General features: G+C 73.7%; 18 protein-coding genes. 7 read left to right on the top strand and 11 right to left on the bottom strand.

The annotated features are described in order from the left end of the window. Positions 1-95: 95 nt before the first annotated feature. From ACZ52J_RS20865 to ACZ52J_RS20850, 4 genes are all read left to right on the top strand, one after another. Positions 96-1,595: a diaminobutyrate--2-oxoglutarate transaminase gene (locus ACZ52J_RS20865; protein ID WP_465620655.1), complete on the top strand. Its 1,500-nt coding sequence runs from the start codon at positions 96-98 to the stop codon at positions 1,593-1,595. Continuing rightward, complete coding sequence (locus ACZ52J_RS20860; RefSeq protein ID WP_465620654.1) at positions 1,592-3,106, top strand: pyridoxal phosphate-dependent decarboxylase family protein; 1,515 nt, start codon at positions 1,592-1,594, stop codon at positions 3,104-3,106. The genes ACZ52J_RS20865 and ACZ52J_RS20860 overlap by 4 nt, the downstream gene beginning before the upstream one ends. A gap of 519 nt (positions 3,107-3,625) precedes the next feature. Continuing rightward, the gene (locus ACZ52J_RS20855; RefSeq protein ID WP_465620652.1) at positions 3,626-4,447 is read left to right on the top strand and encodes a tRNA-dependent cyclodipeptide synthase; all 822 of its coding nucleotides are present in this window, start codon (positions 3,626-3,628) and stop codon (positions 4,445-4,447) included. Between the two features lie 53 nt (positions 4,448-4,500). Next, positions 4,501-5,703, top strand: a complete 1,203-nt coding sequence (locus ACZ52J_RS20850) for a cytochrome P450 (protein ID WP_465620650.1) — start codon at positions 4,501-4,503, stop codon at positions 5,701-5,703. Between the two features lie 27 nt (positions 5,704-5,730). Here the strand turns inward: ACZ52J_RS20850 and ACZ52J_RS20845 are convergent, their stop codons facing one another. The 10 genes from ACZ52J_RS20845 to ACZ52J_RS20800 all read right to left on the bottom strand — a co-directional run bounded on the left by ACZ52J_RS20845 (position 5,731) and on the right by ACZ52J_RS20800 (position 18,497). Then, on the bottom strand, positions 5,731-6,528 hold the full coding sequence (locus ACZ52J_RS20845) for an inositol monophosphatase family protein (RefSeq protein WP_465620887.1): 798 nt from the start codon (positions 6,526-6,528) through the stop codon (positions 5,731-5,733). A gap of 243 nt (positions 6,529-6,771) precedes the next feature. Then, positions 6,772-8,010, bottom strand: a complete 1,239-nt coding sequence (locus ACZ52J_RS20840) for a type III PLP-dependent enzyme (RefSeq protein WP_465620648.1) — start codon at positions 8,008-8,010, stop codon at positions 6,772-6,774. Next, positions 8,007-9,866: an IucA/IucC family protein gene (locus ACZ52J_RS20835; protein ID WP_465620646.1), complete on the bottom strand. Its 1,860-nt coding sequence runs from the start codon at positions 9,864-9,866 to the stop codon at positions 8,007-8,009. The genes ACZ52J_RS20840 and ACZ52J_RS20835 overlap by 4 nt, the downstream gene beginning before the upstream one ends. Further along, complete coding sequence (locus tag ACZ52J_RS20830; protein ID WP_465620644.1) at positions 9,863-11,086, bottom strand: MFS transporter; 1,224 nt, start codon at positions 11,084-11,086, stop codon at positions 9,863-9,865. Before ACZ52J_RS20830 ends, ACZ52J_RS20835 begins: the two co-directional genes overlap by 4 nt. Beyond that, a complete protein-coding gene (locus tag ACZ52J_RS20825) occupies positions 11,083-12,906 on the bottom strand; it encodes an IucA/IucC family protein (RefSeq protein WP_465620885.1) in 1,824 nt (607 codons plus the stop codon). The genes ACZ52J_RS20830 and ACZ52J_RS20825 overlap by 4 nt, the downstream gene beginning before the upstream one ends. 128 nt (positions 12,907-13,034) lie before the next feature. Beyond that, positions 13,035-14,261: an ATP-grasp domain-containing protein gene (locus tag ACZ52J_RS20820; RefSeq protein WP_465620642.1), complete on the bottom strand. Its 1,227-nt coding sequence runs from the start codon at positions 14,259-14,261 to the stop codon at positions 13,035-13,037. A gap of 154 nt (positions 14,262-14,415) precedes the next feature. Continuing rightward, complete coding sequence (locus ACZ52J_RS20815) at positions 14,416-15,411, bottom strand: ABC transporter substrate-binding protein (protein WP_465620640.1); 996 nt, start codon at positions 15,409-15,411, stop codon at positions 14,416-14,418. Positions 15,412-15,457: 46 nt separating this feature from the next. Further along, positions 15,458-16,501: an ABC transporter ATP-binding protein gene (locus tag ACZ52J_RS20810; protein ID WP_465620638.1), complete on the bottom strand. Its 1,044-nt coding sequence runs from the start codon at positions 16,499-16,501 to the stop codon at positions 15,458-15,460. Beyond that, positions 16,501-17,535: a FecCD family ABC transporter permease gene (locus ACZ52J_RS20805; RefSeq protein WP_465620637.1), complete on the bottom strand. Its 1,035-nt coding sequence runs from the start codon at positions 17,533-17,535 to the stop codon at positions 16,501-16,503. The genes ACZ52J_RS20810 and ACZ52J_RS20805 overlap by 1 nt, the downstream gene beginning before the upstream one ends. Next, entirely contained in the window at positions 17,532-18,497 is a 966-nt protein-coding gene (locus ACZ52J_RS20800) for a FecCD family ABC transporter permease (RefSeq protein ID WP_465620883.1), read from the bottom strand. The genes ACZ52J_RS20805 and ACZ52J_RS20800 overlap by 4 nt, the downstream gene beginning before the upstream one ends. Before the next feature lie 287 nt (positions 18,498-18,784). Between ACZ52J_RS20800 and ACZ52J_RS20795 the strand changes: the two genes are divergently transcribed. Next, a complete protein-coding gene (locus tag ACZ52J_RS20795) occupies positions 18,785-19,657 on the top strand; it encodes a (2Fe-2S)-binding protein (protein ID WP_465620635.1) in 873 nt (290 codons plus the stop codon). 95 nt (positions 19,658-19,752) lie between these two features. Next, positions 19,753-20,154, top strand: coding sequence for a VOC family protein (locus ACZ52J_RS20790; RefSeq protein WP_360490120.1), 402 nt, complete (start codon positions 19,753-19,755; stop codon positions 20,152-20,154). Positions 20,155-20,168: 14 nt separating this feature from the next. Here ACZ52J_RS20790 and ACZ52J_RS20785 read toward each other — a convergent pair whose 3' ends face one another. Beyond that, positions 20,169-20,504 (bottom strand): DUF6191 domain-containing protein, encoded by a 336-nt coding sequence (locus tag ACZ52J_RS20785; RefSeq protein ID WP_465620633.1) that lies wholly within the window; start codon positions 20,502-20,504, stop codon positions 20,169-20,171. Positions 20,505-20,612: 108 nt separating this feature from the next. Here ACZ52J_RS20785 and ACZ52J_RS20780 point away from each other — a divergent pair, with 108 nt between their 5' ends. After that, the gene (locus ACZ52J_RS20780; protein ID WP_465620631.1) at positions 20,613-21,371 is read left to right on the top strand and encodes a dienelactone hydrolase family protein; all 759 of its coding nucleotides are present in this window, start codon (positions 20,613-20,615) and stop codon (positions 21,369-21,371) included. Positions 21,372-21,570: the final 199 nt, after the last annotated feature.

Raw genomic sequence — 21,570 nt, 5'->3', positions numbered from 1 at the left:
GTTCACCCGCTCGGGTGATTCTGGGTGACCCGCGGGCATTCCGCCAGGTCAGGAGCGATAAAGTTAGGCTTACCTAACTTCTTCTGGGGGTTGTCGTGTCGCTCGCTGCCGTACCTGCCCAGGCCGCCTCCGGAGCCCCGGCTCAGACCCCGCCCCCGGCCACCGGTGAGGCCATCCTGCGCCGTCAGCGCGTCCGCGAATCCGCCGCCAGAACGTACGCCCGCTCCTTCCCGATCGTCCCGGTCCGCGCCAACGGCATGACCGTCGAGGGCGCCGACGGGCGGCGCTACCTGGACTGCCTCTCCGGCGCCGGCACGCTCGCCCTCGGCCACAACCACCCGGTGGTGCTGGAAGCCATCCGCCGCACCCTCGACAGCGGCGCCCCGCTGCACCTGCTCGACCTCGCCACCGCCGAGAAGGACGACTTCACCAGCGCTCTGTTCGAGAGCCTGCCCGCCGAGTTCGCCACCCGCGCCCGGGTGCACTTCTGCGGCCCGGCCGGGACGGACGCCGTCGAGGCCGCGCTCAAGCTGATGCAGACCGCCACCGGCCGCCCCGGCGCGCTCGCCTTCACCGGCGCGTACCACGGCATGACCGCCGGCGCCCTCGCGCTCACCGGCAACGTCGCCGTCAAGGAGCCGCTGCCGAGCGGCGGCGAGGTCGTCCGACTGCCCTACCCGTACGGCTACCGCTGCCCGTTCGGGGTCGGCGGCGAAGCGGGCGCCGACCTCGCCGCGACGTACGTCGAGCGGCTGCTGGACGACCCGGCGGGCGGTGTGGTGCCGCCCGCCGCGATGATCCTGGAGGCCGTCCAGGGCGAGGGCGGCGTCGTTCCCGCCCCCGACGGCTGGCTGCGCGAGATGCGCCGGATCACCACCGAGCGCGGCATCCCGCTGATCGTGGACGAGGTGCAGACCGGCGTCGGCCGGACCGGCGCAATGTGGGCGGTCGAGCACAGCGGAATCGTCCCGGACGCGATGGTGCTCTCCAAGGCCATCGGCGGCAGCCTGCCGCTCGCCGTCGTCGTCTACCGCGAGGACTACGACGGCTGGCGGCCCGGCGCCCACACCGGCACCTTCCGCGGCAACACCCTCGCCATGGCCGCCGGAGCCGCGACCCTGCGGTACGTCGCGGCGCACGGCCTGGCCGAACGGGCGGCCGTCGTCGGCGAGCGGATGACGGCCCGGCTGCGCGAACTCGCGGGCGAACTGCCGGTGATCGGCGACGTGCGCGGGCGGGGGCTGATGCTGGGGGTCGAACTGGTCGACCCGACGGCCGAGGCCGACGCCTGCGGGGCCCACCCGGCGGACCCGGCGCTCGCCGTCCGGGTGCGGGAGGCGTGCCTGGCGCGGGGGCTGATCGTCGAACTCGGCGGGCGCCACGACGCGGTACTTCGGCTGCTCCCGCCGCTCACCATCACGGACGAGCAGGTGGCGGCGGTACTGGAGCGGCTCGCGGACGCGATCGCGGCGGCTTCTTCTTCTTTGGTGGAGGCTCCTGGGGCTGGGGCTGGGGCTGGGGCTGGGGCTGGGGCTGGGGCTGGGGCTGCGGCGGCGTCGCCGTCGGCGCGTGGTGCGGGGAAGGCCGAGCGGTGAGCGGGCCCGGAACCGGACCGGTCGGGCTGCCGGGGGGCGAGGTCGCGCCGGACGCCCTGTCCGGCGGTGCGGCCGGGCCCGGTGCGCTCGGGCCACTGCTGGCCACCGTCCTCGACGCCCTGGACACCGGCACCGCCATGCGCTCCGGACCACTGCCGGCCGGCAGCCCCGCCGAGATCGCCGCGCTGGTCGGCGACGCCCTGGCCGCCGCCCGCGGCCGCGACGCGCTCGCCCGCCTCACCGAACTCCTCGCCTACGGCGCCGCCGACCCCGCCGACCCCGCCTGCGCCGCCCACCTGCACTGCCCGCCGCTCGCCGTCGCCGCCGCGGCCGACCTCGCCGTGAGCGCCCTCAACCCGTCACAGGACTCCTGGGACCAGGCCCCCGCCGCCACGGCGCTCGAGACCGCGCTGCTCGCGGAACTCGCCGAACTGGTCGGCTACGACCCCCGGCGCTCCACCGGGGTCCTCACCTCCGGCGGCACCGAGTCCAACCTGATGGGGCTCATGCTCGCGCGCGACCAGAAACTCGACGGCATCGTGGAGCTGGACGGGATCCCGGCGGGCGCCCGGCCGTGCATCTTCGCCTCCGAAGCCGCGCACTTCTCCGTCCAGCGCGCCGCCGCACTCCTCGGACTCGGCGAACGGGCCGTCGTCCCCGTCCCCGTCGACCGTCAACTCCGGATGCGGGAAGACGAGTTGGAGCGGGCACTGGCCGAGGCCGGCTGGGCGGGACGGACCCCGATCGCCGTCGTCGCCACCGCCGGCACCACCGACACCGGAGCCGTCGACCCGCTGGCCGCCGCCGCCGACCTCGCCGGACGGTACGGCGCCTGGCTGCACGTCGACGCCGCGTACGGCGGCGGGGCGCTGCTCTCCGACCGGCTCGCCCCGCTGCTCGACGGCATCGCCCGCGCCGACTCGGTCTCCCTCGACTGGCACAAGCTCGGCTGGCAACCGGCCGCCGCCGGGATCTTCCTGGTCCGCCGCGCCGAAACGTACGTCTCACTCGCCCGCCGTGCCGAATACCTCAACCCCGTCGACGACGAACAGGCCGGCTACCCCAGCCTGCTCGGCCGCTCCCTGCGCACCACCCGCCGCGCCGACGCCTTCAAACTCGCCGTCACCCTGCGCACCCTCGGGCGAGAGGGCCTCGGCCGCCTCGTCGACACCTGCCACGACCTCGCCCACGTCGCCGCCGACGCCATCCGCGCCGACCCCTCCCTCGAACTGCACGCCGACCCCGTCCTCACCGCTGTCCTCTTCCGCTACCGCCCGCAGGGTGTGACGGACGGGGAGGCACTCGACGAGCTGAACGGCCGACTGCGGCGGCTGTTGCTGCGCAGCGGGCGGGCGGTGGTCGGGCGCACGGAACTGCCGGGGGCGGGGCCGGGCCGAGTGCGGTTGAAGCTGACGCTGCTCAACCCGCACACGACAGCCGGGGAGGTCGGGACGCTGCTGCGGGAGGTGGTGGGCGCGGGTCGCAAGGTGGCGGGCGAACGGGCGGGGTAGCGGCTCCTCCAGAGGCGCCGTGCTCCACTCGTCGTGCTTCAAGCGTCGCGGTTCGGGCGTCGTGGTTCACGTATCGCGGCTCGGGCGTCACACGGTTCGTGTGGCGCCCTTTCTTCTGTTCCCAAATCAGAAGCCTTTTTCCGGAGCGGTGTTGGAGGAAGTGACACTGGCGTGGGAGGCTGTTCGGGGCTATCGGACCGTGCCCTGACAATGTCCGTGGACATAGCTTCGCGAGGGTGTACAGGCTGTTTCCGGCCGCCCGGTGATCACATTCCGCCAACCCCCGGGTAGGGCTTGCGGAGATCCCGAAGAGCGGCGGTAACTTCATGTGGCCGCAGCCCCACCATGCGCACACGGCACCCCGGGGTAGGTCGCCTGATCAGGCACTCGTCGCCCAGGCGCGGTGATCACTCCCTGGCATCCGGGTGAACTCCGCCTATCCGCCGTGCATTTCTGTGAACCCCGGTAAATCCACGTGAACCCCCGTCCTGTGACCATGCTGTGAAGCGGAGGCAAGGCATGCGCGAAACCATCCCGGACGACGAGCCGATAACCACCCCGGCGGGCCTGTACGAGGCCCTCCCGTACTCCCGTCGGTGCCGGGAGATCTGGCAGCGGGGCGAGCACCTGCTCATCGGTGTCAGTCCGGGGAACAGCTATTTCAGTCACCGCCGGATCGCCGAACTCATCGGGTGGGGGCTGGAGTTCTTCGAGCGCATCGACATCGTGTACGCCGACCTCCATGTCGCGACCCAGTTCGAGGCCTTCGGCCACACCCCCGAGCACGCGCAGCGGCGGGCCGCCAAGGAGGTCAAGGCCACCGCCCGCCGGATCGACCGGGGCGTGGCGGATTCCGGCTCCCAGAGTGCCGTACGGGTGCACGCCCTGTCCGACTTCACCGCCGACGACGCCTACCGGCGGCTGCATCGCCAGGCCGTCGACGGCCTGCGGACCGACCCGGTGTACCGGGCCGCTGCGGAGGGCATGGCGCGCGGCTTCCTGACCGCCCGGCTGGACGAGGGACTGGCTCCCAACGAGCCCCAACTCGCCGCCGGACTGCGCTACATCACGGCCGAGCTGCCGTTCTTCCTGGACACCCCGGCGCTACTCGGGGTGTCGTCCTCGGTCAGCTGCTACCACCTGCAGCTGCCGCTCACGCCAGTCCTGTTCGGGCGGGACGAGGGGATGCGGGCGGCGGCGGGCCAGGCCTACGCGGTGGTCCGGCCGGCCCACGTGCCCTCGGTTCCGGCCGTCCTCGCGTCCGAGCTGCCGGCGGCGGGGCGCGAACCGGTCGTGACCGGAGCCGCGCCGGTCGGAGCCGGTCCCGCCCGGGCCGCATAGCCAACTCCCTGTCCCTCTCCGGGCTTACCGCCGCTTCACCCAAGGAGCCACACGTGACGGAACTGCTGACGACCGACCTGACCTTCCCGCTCTCCAGGCGGGGCGACGTGCTCCCCGAGGAGGCCAACCGGCTGCGCGAGCAGCAACCGATCGCCCGGGTCCGCACCATGACCGGCGACCCCGCCTGGCTGGTCAGCAGCTACGAGCTGGCCGAGCAGGTGTTGGAGGACGAACGGTTCAGCCTCAAGGACACCGCCAACCCCGGTGTCCCGCGCCAGTACGCGCTGACCATCCCGCCGGAGGTGGTCAACAACATGGGCAACATCAACAGCGCCGGGCTGCGCAACGCCGTCATGAAGACGCTCTCCCCGCGTGCCGACAAGGAACTCGACGGCTGGCTGCAGGCCGAAGCCCACCGCCTGATCGACGCATTGGACATGCAGGGCGCGCCCGGCGAACTGCGCGACGGCTTCACCGAGCCGTACTCGGCCGCGCTGCACTGCCGACTGCTCGGCATCCCGTCCGACGACTGGCGGCGGCTGATGTCCGGAATCGACGTGGCCTTCCTGACCAGCCCGGTGCCCTTCGAGGGGGCAACGCCCAACTGGTACAGGGATCTCGGCTACATGCTGGGGAAGCTCAACGCCGATCCGGAGCCGGTGGACGGGCTGCTCGGGCGGTTCGCCTGGCTGCGCCGCTCCCCGGACGTCTCGGACCGGGTGAGCGACGAACTGCTCGCCACCGTCGCCCTGTCGCTGTTCGGCGCGGGCGCGGTGTCCACCTCGGCCTTCCTGCTGAACGCCGTCATCTATCTGTGTGAACAGCCCGAACTCGCCGAGCGGTTGCGGCGGGAGCCCGCGCTGATCGGCCGCGCGGTGGACGAGCTGCTGCGGGTCAACCTGTCGATCGGTGACGCGCTGCCGCGGCTGGCGCTCGCGGACGTCCAGGTGGGCGATGTCCTGGTGCGGGAGGGCGAGTTGGTGCTCGTCCTGGTCGAGGGTGCCAACCACGACCCGGCGGTCTTCCCGGACCCGGAGCGGATCGACTTCGACCGGACGGAGAACCCGCACCTCGCCTTCGGGGCCGGCCGCCACTTCTGCCCGGCCTCGGCGCTCGGCCGTACGCACGCCGAGATCGCCGTTACCGCCCTGGTCGAGCGGCTGCCGAAGCTGCGGCTCGCCCTGCCCGTCGAGCAGCTGGCCTGGCGGCCGGGGTTCATCAAGCGCATGCCGGAGCGGCTGCCGGTGGTGTGGTGACGCGGTGCTGCCGGTGGCTGCGCGGGGTCAGGCGCCCATGAGGACGTCGCGGGCCAGCTCCCACGTGGCCGGGTCGGCGGCGACGAGGAGGCCGTCCTCGCAGCCGGGGGCCTCGGGGCGGTAGGGGCTGCCGTCCAGCCGGGCGGACACGCCGCCGGCCTCGGTGACGAGCAGGGAGCCGGGGGCGTGGTCCCAGGGGAGGGTGCGCCAGTACAGGATGAAGTCGAACCGGCCCTCGGCGATGTCCGGGTACTCGACCCCGGCGGCGTTCCGGCCGGGGCGGATCTCGCCGAACACGGAGCAGTTGGCTTCGAGGCGGTGGCGGTGGTCCGGTTCGAGGAAGCGGCTCTTCAGGACGCCGGTCAGCTTGGCGGGGTCGGCCGGTGCCGGCGGGCGGGTGAGGCGCCCGCCGTCGCGCCAGGCTCCGGCGCCCAGTTCGGCGCGGTAGGCGGTGGCGGTCGCGGGCTGCCAGATCCAGGAGGCCACGGTCTGGCCGGCGCGGACGAGGGAGCACATCACGGCGTAATCGGGGCGGCCGGCGACGAAGTTGGAGGTGCCGTCGACCGGGTCGACCAGCCAGGCGGCGGGCTCGTCGTGGAGGGCGCGGGCGAGCGAGGGGTCGGCGGCGACGGCCTCCTCGCCGACCACGGGCACCGGCAGCAGCTCGTACAGGCGGCGGGCGATGATGGCCTCGGCCTCACGGTCGGCGATCGTCACGACCTCGCCGGGTGCCTTCTCCATCACCTCGCCGGCGGCCAGCGCCCGGAAGCGCGGTTCCACCGCCTCGGCCGATGCCTCGGCGAGTATCTCCGCCACCTTGTCCATCAGCACGTTCGCGCTCCCTTCGCTGCTTACCACTGTCGCACGAGTGTGCGGAGGGGGCTGCGGCGGACGGGGGAGGCGAACAGCTGACAGCTGACGGATGACAGATGTTGAAATCTGTTATCTGTTATCTGTCAGCCGTTATCTGTCGTCTGTCGACTGAACTCCGTCAGCCGTCAGCCGTCAGCCGTCAGCCGTCAGCCGTCAGCCGCCAGCCGCCAGCCGCCAGCCGTCGCCCGTTCGCCCTCACCCGCCCAGGTAGTGGAAGCCCGGGCGCGGGTGCATCAGGAACTCGTGGTGCGAGATGTTCCACGCGTACGCGCCCGCCATGGCGAACAGCACCCGGTCCGCCGCCCGCAGCCCCTCCGCGCCGTCGGCCGCCTGGGCGAGGACGTCCTTCGGGGTGCAGAGCTGCCCGGCCAGGGTGGCGCGGCCGGTGGTGACGGCGGGGCGTGGCCACGGGTGCGGCCAGGCGTCCACCGCAAGCACCTCGAAGGGCTGGGAGTGCCCCCGGGTTGCCGGGGTGCGCAGGTGGTGGGTGCCGCCGCGGACCACCGCGAAGTCCTCGCCGTGGCTCTGCTTCACGTCCAGCACCTCGGTCGCGTACCAGCCGCAGTAGGCGGTGAGCGCCCGGCCCGGTTCGATCCGCAGGGTGAGGCCGGGGTGGTCGTCGAGCAGCTTGGCCAGGCCCTCTCCGAAGGCCGTCCAGTCGAAGCGCGCCGCCGGGTCCTGGTAGTCCACGGCCATCCCGCCGCCGATGTTGACCTCCTCGAGCGGGAAGCCGTGCCGCTCGGCGAGCGCGGCCGACCAGGCGACGATCTGCGACGCGACCGACAGCTGTTCCGCTGCCGCGAGCCCGCTCGCCAGGTGGGCGTGCACGCCGCGCAGGCGCAACTGTCGCGCCGACGGGCCGCCGTCGGTGAGCAGCCGGACGCACCGTTCGGCCTGCTCCGGGTCCAGGCCGAACGGTGTCGGCCGTCCGCCCATCGCCAGCGGCACGGCGTCGAGCGCGTCCGTGGTGACGGCCAGGTTGACCCGCAGCAGTACGTCCACGACCGTTTCCGGCCGGTCCGCGAGCGCGGCGGCGAGGCGGTGCAGTTCCTGCTCGCTCTCGATGTGCCAGCGGTGCACCCCGGCCGCCACCGCGGCGGCGATCTCGGCCGGGGTCTTGCCCGGTCCGCCGAACGCCAGTGGGGCGTCCGGCACGGCGGCCCGCACGTGCGCCAACTCGCCGCCGCTGGAGACCTCGTAGCCGTCGACCGCGTCGCGCAGCGCGATGAGCAGCGGCGCCTCCGGGTTGGCCTTGGCGGCGTAGTACAGCTCGACCCGCTCGGGCAGCGCGGCCCGGACGGCGGCGGCGTGCTCGCGCAGTGCGGCCAGGTCGTAGACGTAGGCGGGCAGTTCGTCGGGCACGAGGGCGGCGACGTGGCTGCGGACGGTTTCGGCGGCGCGGTCGGTCTCGGTGGCGCGGACGGTCTCGGTCATCGGGCGATGCTCCCGGCGGGAAGGCGGACGGGCATGCGGGCGGCCTCGGCGAGGACGGAGCCGGCCAGCGGGGAGGGCATCCGGACGTAGCCGGCCTCGCGGTCGGCCTTGCGCTCCCAGCGGGTCAGCAGGTTGGCCTTGGCGGGCAGTGGGACGCCGGCGAGCAGGGCGCGCAGCCGGGGCGGGCAGCCGTGGGCGGTGCCGTACTCCTCCAGGGTGTCCCGGACGGCCTGCCAGAGCGCGCATTCCAGCTCGGGGTGCCGGTCGGCGAGGGCGGCGAGCAGCTCGGATACGTGGTTGACGAGCAGGCAGTAGACCACCCGGTCCCAGCCGCGCTCGGCGTCGTACGTCATCGGTCCGGCCACCTCGGGCGGGAGGGCGGCGAGGATGTCGGCGTTGTGCTCGGGGACGAGCTTGGTGCCTTCCAGGTCGCGGAGGAGCACCTGGACCGGGTGCCCGGTGGCGTCCACGCCGATGAGCACGTTCTGCAGGTGCGGCTCCAGCACCACGCCGTGGTCGAAGTAGGCGGCCAGGACCGGCGGGAGGAGCAGCCGCAGGTAGGCGCGCCACCATTCCAGCGCCGCCGCGCCGTCCGGAACCATGTCCGAACTGCCGCCCAGCAGGCGGGAGATGTGCGCGGAGCTGGTCGGGTGCTCGTCGGCGACGGCGGCCGCGAGCAGTGGGGTGACGCCGGGGCGCAGCACGCCGCCGAAGCCCTCGCGGACGATCAGGCCGAAGCCCTCGTACAGCGCCCGGTCGGGGTGGCCGTCGGCGCCGGGCAGGGCGAGGGTGCGGAAGGCCGGTTCGCGGAGCATCGCCGCGTCGGGGAAGCGCCGGGCGAGGTCGGCGAGCGCCGGGGCGAGCAGTCGGGTGAGCGCGACGGCGCCGGTGAGCTCGTAAGCGGCGTTCTTGCGCAGGCAGTTGGTGATGCGGACGTTGAGGCTGAACTTCAGGAAGGCGTCGGCACCGTGCAGGGTTCGCACGGACGCGGTGGCGGTGAACCGCTCGCCGCGCGGGCCGAGGTCGAGGACATCGCCTCGGGCCATGGCGTCGGGCAACAGCGGGTGGTCGCCGATGAGTTGGTACTGCCAGGGATGGACGGGCAGCAGCCGGTAGCCGTCCGGCACCTCGCCGAGGCCGTCCAGCAGCGCGCTGACGCTCCCGTCCAGCGACTCCTCGGCCAGCAGTTCGGGGCGGACGGCGAGGTGGCGCAGGGGGAAGTCCGCGCGGGACTCCGGGGCGTACCGGCGCCAGTCGCCGCGGGCGGCGGAGCGGGACTTGGGGGCCGGGTGGAAACGGTGTCCGAACAGCAGGGCCTGCTCGGACTCCAGGTAGCGGTCGGCGCCGGCGGCCGGACGGCGGGCGAGGCCCTGGCGGACCCCGTCGTGGCTGGACGCCACCTGGTCGAGGAACTCCTCGTTGACCGTGCCGGTGCGCAGCTCCAGCTCGTCCTGGACGTACCCGGCCAGCTCCTGCCAACCCAACTCGGCCCAGTCGCCATCCCGTTCGACCTCGACCGGCCCGGTGAAGCGGTGTGCGCCGAGCAGCGAGGTACGGCGCAGGGCGACCCGCAGCAGGGCGCCGCGGCGGGGCAGCCGCAGCAGCAGACGGCCGTCGTCGGCGGCGGTCTGGTGCTCGGGCGCGGAGACCTCGCGCAGCAGGCAGTTCAGCAGGGTGTGGGCCACCGCCTCGTCGGCGGTGGGCAGTTCGCCGGTGCTCGGGCCCGCACCGATGCGGTGCGCGTGGGTGATCGGTGCGTGGGCGATCGGTGCGTGGGTGATCGGTGCGTCGGCGATCGGCGCGGGGGCGGTCGGCTCGTGGGCCGTCGGCTTGTCGGTCATCTGCTCGGCGGTCATCGGCGACTCCAGCGCTGGCGGAGGGACGGGAGGGTGAGTGCGGTGGCCGCGACGGCGGCCAGCAGGGCGGCGGCGGTTCCGGCCACCACGGGGGCGGCGGCGCCGAATCGCCCGTTGGCCAGCGCGGCGACGGCGCCGGCGGCGACGGCGCCACCCTTGGAGACGAGTTCGAGGGTGCCGAACATCCGGCCGGGCGCGCGCCCCTTGGCGGCCCCGGCGGCGAGCACGGCGAGGCACACGAGGCCCAGGGTGAGCCCGGCCCCGAGCAGCAGTCGGACGGCGATGAACACGGGCAGCGAGTACGCGACGGCGTGTCCGGCCAGGCCGAGCGCGACGAAGCCGAAGCCGAGCGCGATGCCGGTGCGCGGACGGGAGCCGAACACGGTGTGGGTGCGGGCGGCGAACACCAGGTAGCACAGGTGCGGCAGGGCGAAGAGCACGCCGGTGGTGATGCCGTCCACACCGGGCAGGCGCTGTTCGGCGAGGGCGATGAGGTACGGGAAGGAGATGACCGTCGCGAAGACGAAGGCGAACTCGAAGACGTAGAGCGTCAGGAGCGATGCCGAGACGGTCTTCTCGGACGCCCGGCCCGCGGTGGCCTCCGGGGCCTCGGGGCACTCGGGTTCGGGCAGCAGCGAGAGGAACACCGCGGCCGTGAGCGGGAGCACGGCCATCACCAGGTACTGGCGGTGCGGGTTGATCCACGGGGAGAGTGCCCCGACCAGGATCGGCGCGGCCACCAGGGCCGCCCGCGCGCTGCCCTGCATGAGGGTGAGCGCGCGGGAGAGTCGACTCCCGTCGAGTGCGGCGGCCAGGTAGCCGTTGGTGGCGGCGAAGGTGCCGCCGAGGAAGCCCTGGAGGACCAGTGCGAGGGTGAAGGCGGGCAGGCTGTCGGCGGCTCCGGCCAGCAGGAAGGAGACGGTGAGCCCGAGTTGGGCGCGCAGCAGCAGCCGCTTGCGGCCGAAGCGGTCGGCCAGCCGGCCCCACAGCGGCGCGCCGATCCCGCTGAACACCGTCGGCACGATGTACAGCACGCCGGCCCAGCGGGCCTGGGGGTCGCCGAGTCCGGGCAGGATCGCGGTCAGGTACGGCGGCAGGCCGAGCGCAGCGAAGGATGCGACGAAGTAGCAGGCCGCGACGGCGTGCACCTGGCGTCGGCCGAGCCCGCCGGACTGCGCGGCCGAGGGCTGCGACTGCTGCGGCAGGGTCTCCACGGTCATCGGGTGGTCCCGTCGGCGTGCGCGGCGTCGCGTACGGCACCCCGCGCGGGGTCGCGTGCGGCGTCGCGCAGGTGGTCGCCCGGCTGGTCGCGCAGGTAGTTGGGGCCGCTGGTGTAGTGCTTGTTGATGTCGGCGGCGCCCGAGCGCTTCTTGCTGAGCAGCGTGCCGGCGGTGACCATGGCCTTGACCGGCAGACGCTCGGCGTCCAGCAGTGCCGCCCGCAGCGGCTCGCCCACCGGCCCGAGCCGTTCGATGGCCTCCGCCGTGCGCTTGCGCAACAGGGCAAGGGCGTCCGGGAGTTCGGCTCGGCCGTGGTCGGCGAGGCCGAAGGCGAGCGAGCCGGTGCAGAGGTGGCCGGTGATGGTGGCGAACAGGTCGGTGAGGGCCCGGTCGTCGTCGCCGAAGATCCGCTGGTCGTCGAACTCGGCTGCGGAAGGGGCGAGTTCACCGAGGGCCGCGGTCATCCGGGCGGTGTGCACGCGCGGGCCGTCGTCGTCCTTGTAGAGCAACCGCAGGCCGTCCCGGTCGAGCACCAGCGAGGTGTTCTGCTGGTGCGACTCCAGGGCGATGCCGTAGCCGAACAGCGTGGTCTGCCAGTCCAGCAGCACCTCCAGCAGGGCGTCGTAGCAGGCCAGGACGTCGCCGCCGTGGTAGCGGTCGGCGAGGTGGTCGATGACCAGGCGGCCGTCCGGTGCGGGGGCCGACAAGGCGGCCAGCGGGAGGGTCGACGCCCCCTCCAACCCGGCCGGGTAGCGGCGCAGCAGGACGGCCAGCAGCTCGTGCCCGGCGTGCGCCCAGGTCTGCTCGTCGGCGTGCAGGATCCGGCCGGCGAACCGAGGCTCGCGCTCCAGGACGGCCTCGAACAGCCGCTGGCCGGCCGCGCCGTCGACCAGTGTGCCGGGCTTGATCGTGCGGCGGTTGAGGCGGCCCAGGGTGGCGGTGGCGAGCGGGAGTTTGAGGTGGCAGGCGGGGTCGTCGGCGACGGCGACGGTGCGCATGGACAGGGTCGGAACGACGGTCAGGTACGGCCGTTCGGCGAGCACCGCGCGGTCGGCCAGGCCGGTGGCCGCCAGTGCCTCGTCCAGCGGCGCGCCGACGGTGAGCGGGTGGACCGGCAGGGTGGTCCAGCCGTCGCCGGGGCACTGGTCGGCGAGGCCGAGCCAGGCCGGGGTGGGCCACCAGCTGGGCAGTGGCCGCTCGCCGTGGACGGTCAGCGCGTCGGTTGGCACGGCCAGCCAGCGCAGTTCGAAAGCCGAGTGGAACTCGGGTGCGTAGGAACGCAGTTGGGGATCAGTGAGGCCGGAGCGGCCGCGCGCGGTCGGGTAGACCGGGTGATCGAGGTAGGCGGCCAGGGTGTCGTAGCCGAGGGCGGCGGCGAGGCCGGTCCAGTCGGTCGGGTCGGCGCCGTACAGGTCGGTCAGCCGGTCGTGCACCTCGGCGCGGGCCCGCTCGTGCAGCTCCATGGTGGTCAGGGTCTGCCGGCACTCCTCGGCAAAGTCCGCCCAGCCGGGCCGGTCCTCGGCCTCGGCCAGCCCGGCGAGGGCCGCCACGACGGTGTCCGGGCCGGTGATCCGGTGCCCGTCGAGCTCCAGCATCGGCAGTCGGGCGGCGTACTCGCACTGGAAGCCCTCCGGGGCCACCGGCAGGGCGAGTCGCAGCTCGGCGACGGTCAGCCAGGGGCCGTCCGGACGCCCCTCGACGGCGCCGCTGGTTCGCAGGCCGAGGACGTCCTCGCGGAGCAGGGCGGAGAGCACCCGCAGGGTGAGCTGCTCGGCGGCGGTGGTGGGACGGCCCTGGCTCGTGGCGCGGGGGTCGCTCATCGGGCGGGCGTCGCTGGTGGGGTGGACGTCGCTCATCGGGTGGACGTCGCCGGTGGGGTGGACGTCGCTCATCGGGTGGACGTCGCCGGTGGGGCGGGCCTCGGCGGCTGCGGGCCGGTCTCCGGCGGTCACGGGGTGATCTCCCACCGGTTGGCGGCGAGGAAACGGGCGACGGCGGCGTCCACCGCGCCCTGGTCGGCGCCGACGGCCCAGATGACGCCCAGGTAGTCGCGGTTGGTGCGGTAGTGCTCGTGGCGTTCGCCGAGCGCGCGCAGCGGGCAGTATGCGAGCCGGACGCCGTCGTGCACCTCGTCGGACGGACCGGGGGCGGCGGTCAGGACGCCGGCGCGGGCGGCGAACACCGCCTCGTTACGGGCCCGGCGGGGGGTGGCGGCGCACCGCTCGGCCAGGTCGGCGGGCAGTTCGCGGCCCAGGTGGACGCCGAGGATGAGCTCGAACAGGGGTATGTCGAGGATCTCGGCGAGCATCAGGTCGCACTGGTCGCCGATGGCGCGGTAGTTGACCTCGATGATGCGGGCGCGGCCGTCCGGCTGGAGGACGAACTCGGTGTGGCAGGCGCCGAGTCCCACACCGAGCGCGTCGAGTTGGGCGAACACCTGGTCGACCACCGGCTGAGGGTGCGCCGGGACGAAGGTGAGCACCTCCTCGATGAAGTCCGGCGGCGGGGAGAGCCGGGTGCGGAAGCCGCCGAGGACGTGTCGGCGGCGGCCGTCGCCGAGGGTCTCCAGGGTGTACAGCTGCCCGTCCAGGAACTCCTCGACCACCAGGGTCGCTCCGGCCCTGCGGTGCTGGATCTCCTGGCAGCGCTGGGCGAGTTCGGCGGCGTCGGCGACCAGGGTGACGTCCTCGCTGGCCACCCCTTCGCGCGGTTTGACCACGCAGGGGAACGGCGGGTCCAGCTCGGCCGGGTCCTGCCCGGGGGCCAACTCGGCGGACCAGACGGTGTCCTGGCCGGTCAGCGCGAGGTGGCGGCGCAGCTGGCCCTTGTCCTTGGCGCGCAGCGCGGCCTTCCAGTCCTTGGCCGGGAGGCCGAAGTACTCGGCGGCCAGGGCGGTCTGGGTCTGCAGGTGGTCGCTGTTGCTGAACACCGCGTCGGGCGCGTGGTCGGGGGAGGCCAGGGCACGGCGGGAGACCAGGCTGACGACGGCGCGGAAGTCGCGCACGTCGCACTCCAGGACTTCGGGCGCCGCGAAGGGGAGCGCGGCGTAGGCCTGCCGGTGGGGTTCGGCGCAGTCGGTGAGGACGGTGACGTCGAGCCCGAGCCGGGCGGCGGCGGGCAGGAAGCCGGCGGTGACCGAGTCGGTGGGGTTCAGGGCGAGCAGGTAGAGCCGCATGGAGAGTCCTCGGAGGGATGGCGGAGGAGGGTGGGCGAACGGATGACAGCTGACAACTTTCGAAATCTGTTACATGTCATCTGTCGGCTGCCAGCTGTTGTCGGTCAGCTGTCGGTTGTCAGCTGTCATCCGTTCGCCGGCGTTCGCGGGACGACTACTGGGGCGCGTCCACACCCGCGGCCTTGGCGATGTCGACGAGCATCGCGTCGGCGGCCTGGACGCCGATGCCGGACATCCAGGTCTCGTCCGGGACGTTGAACACCTTGTTGTTCTTGACGGCGTTCAGGCCCTGCCAGACCGGGGTCTGCTGGACCTCGCTCTCCTTGGTCTTGGTCGGGTCGTCGGCGGTGGTGACGAACACCAGGTCGGCGTCGGCCTGGTTGATCTGCTCGGCGCTGACCTCGACGATGTTCTGGTCCACGTCCTGCGAGGCCGGGCGGGCCAGGCCGACGTCCTTGAGCACCACGCCGCTGTAGGAGGACTTGGCGTACAGGCGGGTGGGCCCGGCCACGAAGCGGACCACCGACGCGGTCGGCATGGTCCCGTTGAACTTGGCCTTGATCTCCTCGCCGAGCTTCTTCGCCCGCGCCTCGTAGTCCGCGAGCGCCTTCTTGGCCTCTTCCTCCTTGCCGAGCGCCTGGGCGTACAGCGCCAGGTTCTCCTTCCACGGGAACCCGGTGGTCTCGGCCAGCACGGTCGGGGCGATCGCGTTCAGCTGGGAGTACACCTTGGCGTGGCGGACCTTGGAGGAGAGGATCAGGTCGGGCTTGAGGGAGGCGATCAGCTCCAGGTTCGGCTCGTTCATCGGGCCGACGTCCTTGGTGTCCTTGATCTTGTCCTTGAGGTAATTGGGGAACCCGCCCTCGGTCTTCATGTGCGGGGACACCGCGCCGACCGGCGTGATGCCGAGCAGGGTGACGTCGTCCAGCTCGCCGCTGTCCAGGACGACGACGCGCTTGGGCCGACTCTTGAGCTCGGCGGTGCCGGCGGCGTGCTTGACGCTGCGCGGGAACCCGGCGGCGGTGCCGGCCGAGGCGGAGGCCGCGGAGTCGCCGCCGGACTTGGCACCGTCCCCGCTGCTGCCGCAGGCGGCGAGCAGGGTGGTCGAGAGGGCGACGGCGAGGGCGGCGACGGGGAGTCGGCGGTTCATCGGGGTTCCTTGGATCGGGTCGAACGGGGGGACGGGTGAGGGAAGTTCAGGGCGCCACGGAGTCAGCGGACGCAGCGGAAGCAGTTGAAGCAGCGGAGGAAGTGGAGCCGGTGGAGGCAGCGGGGGCGGCAGCGGAGGCGGCACCGGAGCACCGTGCCCGATTCCGTGCCCGATTCCGCGCCCGCGGCACGACCAGAGGCGTGCCGGTCTCCGGGTCGGGCACGATCCGGCACGGCACCTGGAAGACGGTCTCCACCAGCTCGGCCGTCAGCACCTCCGACGGCGGACCGGCGGCCGCGAGCCGCCCGTCCTTGAGCACCACCAGGTGGTCGGCGTACCGGGCGGCCTGCCCGAGGTCGTGCAGCACCATGACGACGGTGCGTCCGGCCTCGGCGTGCAGGTCGGCGACCAGGTCGAGCACGTCGAGCTGGTGACGCAGGTCCAGGAAGGTGGTCGGCTCGTCGAGCAGCAGCAGGTCGGTCTCCTGGGCGAGCGCGAGCGCGATCCAAACCCGCTGACGCTGCCCGCCGGAGAGTCGGTCGACCTGCCGGTCGCGCAGCTCGGCGGTGCCGGTGCGCTCCAGCGCCTCCTCGACGGCGGCCTGGTCGGCCTTGGACCACGGGCTGAGCATCCGCTGGTGCGGGTACCGTCCGAGCCGTACCAGCGCCTCGACGGTGACTGCCTCCGGTGTGACCGGTTGCTGCGGAAGCAGGCCCATCCGCTTGGCGAGTGCCCGGGCGGGCATCCGGTGGATGTCCGCGCCGTCCAGGGTGACGGTGCCGGCGGCCGGGTCGAGCAGTCGGACGAGCCCGCGCAGCAGCGTCGACTTGCCGCAGGCGTTCGGTCCGACGATCGCGGTGACGGCGTTGCCGGGCAGTTCGAGGTCGAGCCCCTCGACGATGGTGCGGTCGCCGTAGCGCAGGCCGAGGCCCCGGGCGGCCAGCCGGTTCGCGGGCACAGCGGCGGGCACGGCGGCGGCCACAGCGGAGGTCGCGGGGGAGGTCCCGGCAGCGGGCACGGCGGAGGTCTCCGGGGACGTTGCGGCGGCGGGCACGGCGATGGCCGCGGTGGAGGTCTCGACGGAGGTCATCAGCTGCTCCTCTGGGGAAGCCGGCCCTGGCGGATCATCAGCACCAGGAGCCAGGGCGCGCCGAGGGTGGCGGTGACGGCACCGACCGGCAGGCCGTGGACGGGGATCACGTGGAGCACCAGGAGGTCGGCGGAGAGCAGCAGCACGGCGCCGGTGAGCGCGGTGAGGCCGAGCGTGCCGAGGGTGGGCGGCCCGGCGAGCAGCCGGACGAGGTGCGGGACGGCGAGCGCGACGAAGGCGACCGGCCCGGTGAGGGCGGCGGCCAGCGAGGCGAGGGTGATGGTGAGCAGCAGCAGCCAGAGCCGGTCGCGGGCCGGGTTGAGGCCGAGGCTGCCGGCGGAGTCGTCGCCGAGGTCGAGCACGGCGATCCGCCGCTGACAGAGCAGGGCGCCGACGGCGGTCAGCGCGATGGCGGAGCCGCCGATCCACACCTCGGTCCAGTTGCGGCCGTAGAGCGAGCCAGTGGTCCACTGCAGCGCCGAGGAGGCCAGCTCGGCCGGGAACCGTACGATCATCAGGTTCACGGCGGCGGCCAGGCCCTGCTGCACCGCCAGGCCGACCAGCACCAGCCGGGTGACGGCCATCTTCGAGCGCCAGGCGAAGCCGCCGAGCAGCAGCGCCGCGAGCAGCCCGCCGCCGACCGCGGCCAGCGGGATCAGCTGCTGGGAGGCACCGGTGGCGAGCATCAGCACCGCGCCGAAGGAGGCGCCGCCGGTGATGCCGATGGTGTCGGGGGCGGCCAGCGGGTTGCGGAACAGCCGCTGCAGCATCGAGCCGGCCATCGCCAGTCCGGCGCCCGCGATCAGGGCGGAGACGACGCGGGGCGCGCGGAACTGCTGCACCACCAGGACGTTGCCGGGATCGCCCTGTCCGACGAGCGCGCGCAGCGCGTCCCAGACGGGGATGCCGACCTGCCCGGTGCCGAGCGCGACCCCGGTCAGCAGCACCAGCAGCGCGGCGGCGACCAGCGACCAGACGGCGGTACGGGTCCGGCGGCGGGAGAGGGCCCGGGCGGGGAGGAGGAGCGCGGTCACCGGGCCACCTTCCGGGCCAGCACCGCGAGCAGCGGTGCGCCGAGGAAGGCCGTGACGATGCCGACCTCGATCTCGGACGGGCGGACCACCAGTCGGCCGAGCACGTCGGCGGTGAGCAGCAGCAACGGACCGGCGATCAGACAGCCGGGCAGTAGCCAGCGGTGGTCGTTGCCGAGCAGCGGGCGGACCAGGTGCGGGGCGGCCAGTCCGATGAACGCCACCGGCCCGGCGACGGCCACCGCACTGCCCGCGAGCAGGACGACGGCGAGCCCCCCGGCCACCCGGATCCGGGCCACCGGCACGCCCAGCGACTGCGCGGTCTCGTCACCGAGGGCCAGCGCGTTGAGCGCGGGCGAGATGGCGAGGGCGCCGACCAGACCGAGCGCGAGGAAGGGCAGGACGGGGGTGAGGGCGTCCAGGTGCCGCCCGGCGATCGAGCCGACCAGCCAGAACCGGGCCTCGTCCAGAGTGCGGTGACTGGCCAGCATCAGCGCCGAGGTCCAGGAGGTGAGCACCACGGTGAGTACGGTGCCGCCGAGCGCGAGCCGGACCGGGTCCAGGTCCCCGCCGCGCCGGGACATCGCGTACGCGGCGACGGCGGCGACAGCCGCGCCGGCGAAGGCGAACCAGACGTACTCGACCGGCCGGGAGAGGTCCAGCACGTAGATCGCGGCGACCACGGCGAGGCTCGCGCCCGCGTTGATGCCGAGGGTGACCGGGGAGGCCAACGGGTTGCGGGTGACGCCCTGGGCGACCGCCCCGGCGACGCCGAGCGCGGCCCCGACGGCCAGCCCGATGAGCGTGCGCGGGACCCGAAGGCCCGTCACCACATCGGCGTCACCGCCGTGGGCGGCGCCGGTGAGGGCGTCGACGACGGCGGACAGCGGAATGGATCGGGAGCCCAGGGCCAGGCTCAGGGCCGCACACAGCACGAGCGCGCACACGCCGGCGGCCAGCAGCAAGGGCTGCCGGACCGCCGAGGCACGAGGCGTCGCCGGGGCTGTGGAGGCCGACGGTTCGGTTCTCAGCACGAGGCGATATCTTAGGTTAGGTTTACCTAAGTTCGTCAAGGCGGGGTTCGTTTGCCCCCGACCGGTCCCGATTGACCCCCCGACTGCCCCCCGACCGATCCGGCGTGCCGGATCAATGTGTCGATCGGCGAGGTCCTGCGTGGTCGCCGAGCGACATGAGGCATTGTAAGGTGAGCCTCACCTTAATCGATCATACGGAATCGATCTCGGGAGTGTCGATGGTTCCCGGAACACCCCTGCCCGTCGTGCCTCGCGGCGCCCTGCCGCTCGCGGCGTCCACCGCGCTCGTCGGCGACTACCGGCGGCTGCTGGAGCTGTGCCCGGTGCTGGAGCTGCGCCTGCTCGACGCTGCCGAGCCCGCCCCGCGCGCCGCCGACGGCTGGTACTCCGGAGCCGAACTCGCCACCGACGAACGGGCGCTGGCCGCCGTCCTGGCCGGCGAGGAGGACCGCATCGCCGCCGAGCACGGCCGCGCCCCGCGACCGCACGTCACCGCCTCCCGGCTGCTGCACCACTACGTCTGGTCGACCTGCCTGATCGTCGCCGGCCCCTGGCACCTCGCCCGGCGGGTCCCCGTCGTCGACCCCGCCGACCTCTGGCTGCACGCCCCCACCGGCGCGCTCGCGCTGCGTCCACGCGGTCACGTGACCCTCCCTGGCGACGACGAGCTCCGTGCCGAACTGCGGGCCGCCGTGGTCGCGCACGTCGAGCCGGTGCTCGCGGCGCTCGCCGGGCCCACCCGGCGCCGCGACCGGGCGCTCTGGGGCATGGTGACGGACGATCTGGCCTCCGCCATCTGGTACCTCGGCCGGATGCTCGGCGAGGCGGACAGCGCCGCCTCGAAGGACACTGCCTCGAAGGAAGCCGCTGCGGAGGACGCCGCCGTCGCCGCCGCCGAGGCCGTCCTGCCCGGCGGCACCCAGCCGCTCCCGGGCGCCGCCGACTTCCGCCGCCTGCGCACCCCCGACGGGCGGGCCCACCACACCCGCACCCGGCTCGGCTGCTGCCTCTACTACGCGGTCAAGCCCGAGGCCGTCGCCTGCCTGACCTGCCCGCGCACCACCGACGAGGAACGGCTGCAACGGCTCTGACGGCCCGGCCGTATCCCTGGCGGCCCTGACGGACCGTCCGCAACCGTGCGGCGCACCGGGGTTCGTTGTCAGTGGCATCGGCTATGGTCACCCGCATGATCGATTCCACCATGCGGGTCCGGATCGCCCGCCCCTCGCGCGACCTCGCGGCGGCCGAGCGCTTCCATGTCGGCGGCCTCGGTCTCGACGTGCTGTGGCGCACCACCGAGCGGGTGTCCGGCGAGCACGACCTGCTCATGGTCGGCCCGCCCGGCGGCTCCTGGCACTTCGAACTCACCCACGACCCGGAGCGGCCGCTGGAGCCCACCCCGACGCCGGACGACCTGTTCGTCGTCTACCTCGGCACGCCGGTGGACGAGGCCCTGGTCGCCCGGCTGGAGGCGGCCGGCGGCACCCGGGTCAAGGCCCACAACCCGTACTGGGACGAGTTCGGCGTGACGATAGCCGACCCGGACGGCTACCGGCTGGTGCTCTGCTCCCGCACCTGGGGGAGTTGACCGGTCGGGCCCGTTCAGCTCCCGTCGCGCGGCGCCGGGCCGGGCGCAGGGTCTCCGGTCCCGCCGGGCAGCACCGCCACGCCCCGGTCCAGGTCCACGCCGAAGTGCGGCGGTGATCCGGCCTGCGCGTCGTCCCGCAGCGCCAGTTGCTCCTTCTTCTGCTCGACCTGTATCCGCTTTCCCGGGCTGAACAGCGCGTGCAACTCGTCCATCCCGCCGACGCCGAAGCCCACCCCGGGCCCGCGCTGCCGCTGACGCGGTGACGCCTCGTCCCGGATCTGCCACGCCGCCAGCACGGCCAGTCCCAGCACTGCCGCCACTGCCGCCACCACACCCACGATCAACCCCATGTCCGCTCAACGCCGCACCGGGGCAGGGGCGTTCCCCGAAGGCCCGTTCGGATCGGGTGCCGCGCCGACCGGTTACGCTGCCGCACGAACGGAAGGAGCGCCCTCACCATGACCGTGCGCGGAACCCTCGTGAACATCCGGACGGCGGACGGCACTGCCGACGCCTACCTCGCCCACCCCGACGACGATCGGGCCCACCCGGGCGTCCTCCTCTACATGGACGCCTTCGGGCTCCGGCCGCATCTGAAGAGCACGGCCGACCGCCTGGCCGCGGCCGGGTACACCGTGCTCGTCCCCAACGCCTACTACCGGAACGGCCGCGCGCCGGTCGTCGAACTGCCCGAGTTCATCGACCCGGAGCGCGACGACGCGCTCTTCGACCGGCTCATCCCGCTGCTCGCCACCCTCACCCCCGACGTGACCGAGCGCGACGCGGACGCCTACCTGCGCTGGTTCGCCGAGTCCCCGCTGGTCCAGGACGGCCCGGTCGGCCTCACCGGCTACTGCCGCGGCGCCCTCCTCGCCCTGCGCACCGCCGCCAGCCACCCGGACCGGATCGCTGTGGCGGCCGGCTTCCACGGCGGCAACCTCGCCACCGAGCGCCCTGACAGCCCGCACCTGGGCGCCCACCGGATCACCGCCGAGCTGTACTTCGGCCACGCCGGCCAGGACGAGTCGCTGCCGCCCGAGCAGATCGACCGGCTCGCCGAGGCCCTCACCGCCGCCGGCGTCCGGTACCGGGCCGAGGTGTACACCGGCGCCCTGCACGGATACACCCAGGCCGACACCATCCGCTACGACGCGGCCGCCGACGAACGGCACTGGGAGGCGCTGCTCGGCCTGCTGAAGCGCGTCCTGCCGGCCTGAGGCCCGTCCGCGGGTCCGCCCATGTCCGGTTTCCGCCGACCTGCCCGCCGGCTCGCCTGCCCGCCCCGGCCGCGTCCGGCCCCGCCGGCACGGTCCGCGCCCGATCTGTTGGCCTCCGGTTCATTGCCCGGACCGACGGAGTTCGGGCGTCGGAGCGGACCGGCGGGCAACGTCGGGTGCCTGACGAGGAGTCGGGTCG

It is taken from the genome of Kitasatospora sp. NPDC034035 (genome assembly GCF_055575755.1).
Note: the sequence above shows the minus strand (reverse complement) of the source record. Positions and strands in the feature narration are given on the sequence as shown.

Excerpts from the sequence above, each read along its gene's own strand:
- ACZ52J_RS20855 (WP_465620652.1), top strand. The coding sequence starts at position 3,626 with ATGCGCGAAACCATCCCGGACGACGAGCCGATAACCACCCCGGCGGGC.
- ACZ52J_RS20845 (WP_465620887.1), bottom strand. The coding sequence starts at position 6,528 with ATGGACAAGGTGGCGGAGATACTCGCCGAGGCATCGGCCGAGGCGGTG.
- ACZ52J_RS20840 (WP_465620648.1), bottom strand. The coding sequence starts at position 8,010 with ATGACCGAGACCGTCCGCGCCACCGAGACCGACCGCGCCGCCGAAACC.
- ACZ52J_RS20835 (WP_465620646.1), bottom strand. The coding sequence starts at position 9,866 with ATGACCGCCGAGCAGATGACCGACAAGCCGACGGCCCACGAGCCGACC.
- ACZ52J_RS20830 (WP_465620644.1), bottom strand. The coding sequence starts at position 11,086 with ATGACCGTGGAGACCCTGCCGCAGCAGTCGCAGCCCTCGGCCGCGCAG.
- ACZ52J_RS20825 (WP_465620885.1), bottom strand. The coding sequence starts at position 12,906 with ATGAGCGACCCCCGCGCCACGAGCCAGGGCCGTCCCACCACCGCCGCC.
- ACZ52J_RS20820 (WP_465620642.1), bottom strand. The coding sequence starts at position 14,261 with ATGCGGCTCTACCTGCTCGCCCTGAACCCCACCGACTCGGTCACCGCC.
- ACZ52J_RS20815 (WP_465620640.1), bottom strand. The coding sequence starts at position 15,411 with ATGAACCGCCGACTCCCCGTCGCCGCCCTCGCCGTCGCCCTCTCGACC.
- ACZ52J_RS20810 (WP_465620638.1), bottom strand. The coding sequence starts at position 16,501 with ATGACCTCCGTCGAGACCTCCACCGCGGCCATCGCCGTGCCCGCCGCC.
- ACZ52J_RS20795 (WP_465620635.1), top strand. The coding sequence starts at position 18,785 with ATGGTTCCCGGAACACCCCTGCCCGTCGTGCCTCGCGGCGCCCTGCCG.
- ACZ52J_RS20790 (WP_360490120.1), top strand. The coding sequence starts at position 19,753 with ATGATCGATTCCACCATGCGGGTCCGGATCGCCCGCCCCTCGCGCGAC.
- ACZ52J_RS20785 (WP_465620633.1), bottom strand. The coding sequence starts at position 20,504 with ATGGGGTTGATCGTGGGTGTGGTGGCGGCAGTGGCGGCAGTGCTGGGA.
- ACZ52J_RS20780 (WP_465620631.1), top strand. The coding sequence starts at position 20,613 with ATGACCGTGCGCGGAACCCTCGTGAACATCCGGACGGCGGACGGCACT.